Origin of the sequence: Bradyrhizobium sp. AT1 (assembly GCF_001590795.1) — a bacterium.
GTDB lineage: Bacteria > Pseudomonadota > Alphaproteobacteria > Rhizobiales > Xanthobacteraceae > Bradyrhizobium.
The window spans coordinates 1-3,220 of record NZ_JXDL01000003.1 but is presented as its reverse complement, the minus strand read 5'-3'; the positions used below and the strand labels follow the sequence as shown (position 1 = coordinate 3,220).

Here is a 3,220-nt window from a genome sequence, read left to right as displayed (position 1 = left end):
CCATCGCCATCATGTTGCTGCCGGCCGGCCCCGCGCCGCCGCTGAGGCGGCCCTGCACCAGTGAGGAGACGCCGCCGGTGAAGTCCATCAGCGTGCGGTCGGTCTGCGCCAATGCGGTCGGATCGAGCGTGGCGAGCGTGGTGCCGGAGACGACCGAGGGGCCGTTGAAGCTGCCGCCCGACGTGATGGTGTTGACGGTGCCCTCGAAGTTGACGAAGGTTGGAAGCTGGACGCTGGTCAGCGACGACACTCTCGTCGCCGGCGCTATGAGGTTGACGTTGACGACGTCAGCACCGAATTCGAAATCCACCACGCCGTTGATCTTCGAGCCAGGCAGTAGCGTCAACGTATCGGCCCCGCTCGACAGCAAAATCGCGGTGCCGCCCGTTCCGGTGATCGTGCCCGCGTTCGTGACGTTTGCGGCACCGCCCGAGGTGATGCCGGTGCTACCGGAGATGACGCCGGTGTTGAATACAGTCGTGGAGGTATTCCCTCCGAGCCCGGCGCCTGCAGCTCCCGAGATGGCACCCGCGTTGGTAACGACGAGGGCCCCCTGCGAAACGATGCCATGAACGCTGCCCGAAACGACGCCTCCCGCAGCGTTGGTCAAGTTGAGACTGCCAAAGGTCTGGATGCCGAATCGCCCCGAGACGGTCCCCGCATTGACGATTTGCGCCTGCCCCAAGGCGTAGACCGCTGGAGCTGTCGGCGCACCCTGGATGGTGCCCGAGTTGCTCAAGGTGAGATCGCCGAAGACTTGAACCGCACTGCCAGCCGCCGACCTCAGCGTGCCGGAATTGCGAACGTCCGCGGACTGCGCATCGATGGCGGCCCCACCGAGGGTCGACTCCATGATGCCGGCATTGCTGACCTTGACGTGGTCTCCTCTGACCGCAAACTGGCCAGCGGAAATCAATCCACCCGCTGCGTTCTCGACGGTCGCCGTACCGGTGGCGCGGATTCCGATTCCGCCGCCGATTCCCCCCTTGATCGTGCCTGCATTGAACACGCTGGCGTTCGGACCCGCAGTGATCGCGACGGCACCCAAGCTCGTGCCCAGGATCGTGCCGCCTGCATTGTTGTTCACGGTAACCGCGCCTGTCGTCGAGCGGATGGCGAAGCTTTCGCCCGAAATCAGGCCGGTGTTGGCCGTGACATTCACGGTGTCGGCGTCGATGCCGACACCTCCGGTCGCCAATGCCGATATTTGTCCGGCATTGGCAATCGTCGCAGTGGCCGCCTGGATGGCCTTGCCGTTGGCGTCGATCGCCGAGATCACGCCGCCCTCATTGTTGGAGACGGTTGTCGTGTTCGCCGTAATGCCACGTGTGCCGCCGGAGATCAGACCCGTATTTTCCGACACCAGCACTGCGTCTGCTTCGATGGCCGCGCCGTTGGTGACCTTTGCGGAGATTTCGCCGGCATTGGCCACCGTCGCCGTACCGCCGCCCACAAAAACCGCAATGCCGTTCGTGCCGGTGGCCTCGATCAGCCCGCTGGCGCTGTTCTTGACGGCGGTCGACGTGCTGGCGGAGATCGCGGCGCGAGAGCCTGCAATGCGGCCGGTATTGCTTGCAATCGTCACGACGTTGCCAGATATCCCCGTTTCGGCGGTGCCAGGCGCGGAAATGATGCCGGCATTGTTGATCAAGACGTTGTTGGTGGCAACGATCGCGAAACCGTTCGATCCGCCGACGAAGATACGACCCCCGCTGTTGTTCGTGACCGTGATATCGGTCGCGCTGATCCCGAACCGATCGCCGTAGATGGTGTCCGAGTTGGTGACGTTGACCGTCTTCGCCGAGATCGCGGTGGCGTCCGTGCCGAATGCCACGATCGTGCCGGCATTCTCAAGGTTGACTGTCCCAGCGAGAGCGCTGATTGCGACACTGTTCGCACCGCGCGCATCGACGCGGCCGGTGCTCGCGTTGTACAGATCCACGCCGTTGAGCGCGGCTATCCCGATTTGACCGTTCGTTACATCGGTGAGAATCGAGCCGGCATTGTTGACCGTACCCATGCTCTGCTCGATACCGATATGGGTGCCGATGACGCTGGCCCCCGCAGAGATGTTGATCGTGTTGCCGCTGTCCGTGGCGGTCCCGTAGCCGGTCGTCCCGTTCGCGTCGGTCGTCGTTCCCGTGCAAGTCACGATGGCGCCGCTGACCGGAGACGGAGGCGTACAGGCCGCCTCGGCGCGGCCGCCGAAGACTGATGGCATCAGCGCAAGCGTAAGCGCGGTGGTCGATCCCCAGCGCAGGAGGCGGCTGCGTTGCGCGGCGGACCAATTCCTTCCCAGCATCTCTATATCCCCAGACGATTTCACAAGCCGGAAGCGTCATCCCTCGCTGTCCGCGGCAAGGGCGGGACGGAGATCGAAACGCATGATTCTTCGATCGGCAGCGTAGGCACGCGGGTTCCTGCCGGCTTGGAGAGAAACGTCCGCGGCTTTGCCGGAAACGAACTGGCGCACAATCCGGAAGGCCTGTTGCATGAACGCCATAGAACAGTGTGCACTCGCGCTCAGAACGCGACGCGAACGCCGCCCTTGGCCGTGCCGGTGCGGCTCTGGTCGGACATCATCACGCCCTCGACCGCGCCGAACACGGAGACGTTGCGGCTGGTGCGGTAGTCGAAACCGAAGCCGGCGACGGCACCCACCGTGCTGCGGCTGCCCGGCGTGACGAACGACAGGTTCTGGCCGAGCAGCACCGTGTTAATGGTGGTGTCGCCCGCGCGCTGGAGCGCGATCACGCCGCCATGGACGTTGGCCTTGAGCTCGCCGTCGGCGAGGCTGGTGACGCGCGAGAGGTCAACCTCGCCGCGCTCCTCAAAATCCTGCAGCGTGCGACCGCCGACGGATAATCCTTGCGCCGACCCCGTCTCGCTGTAGCCGTCGAACCGGCCGGCGACGTAGCGCAGCCGCGCCGTCGGCGTCAGCACGTAGCCGTTGCCAACGCTCAGACGATAGCCGTAGGCAATCTCGGGACTGACATACCAACCGCTGTAACTAGCAGTCGCCGTCTCCATGCCGCCGACCGCGGCATTGTTCAGCACCAGGCGGCGCGATTTGTTGTCGGCATTGCCGCCCTGGATGGTGAAGTCGAAGAATTGCGAAGCCCATTCGAACCGGCTGTAGACGCCGCCGAAGACGTAATTGGTGTCGACCGACTGCGAGTTGAGATCGACCGAGAGGCCGCCCTGCCCGCCGCCGAGGAAA

General features: G+C 64.4%; 2 protein-coding genes. Both read right to left on the bottom strand.

What is annotated here, in order from left to right; all coding sequences use genetic code 11:
- Positions 1-2,302, bottom strand: a 2,302-nt coding sequence (locus SE92_RS34605; protein ID WP_198172993.1) for a beta strand repeat-containing protein, incomplete at its 3' end; no start/stop codon positions are given.
- Positions 2,303-2,523: 221 nt separating this feature from the next.
- A partial coding sequence (locus tag SE92_RS34600; protein ID WP_157096011.1) for an autotransporter outer membrane beta-barrel domain-containing protein occupies positions 2,524-3,220 on the bottom strand: 697 nt, incomplete at its 5' end.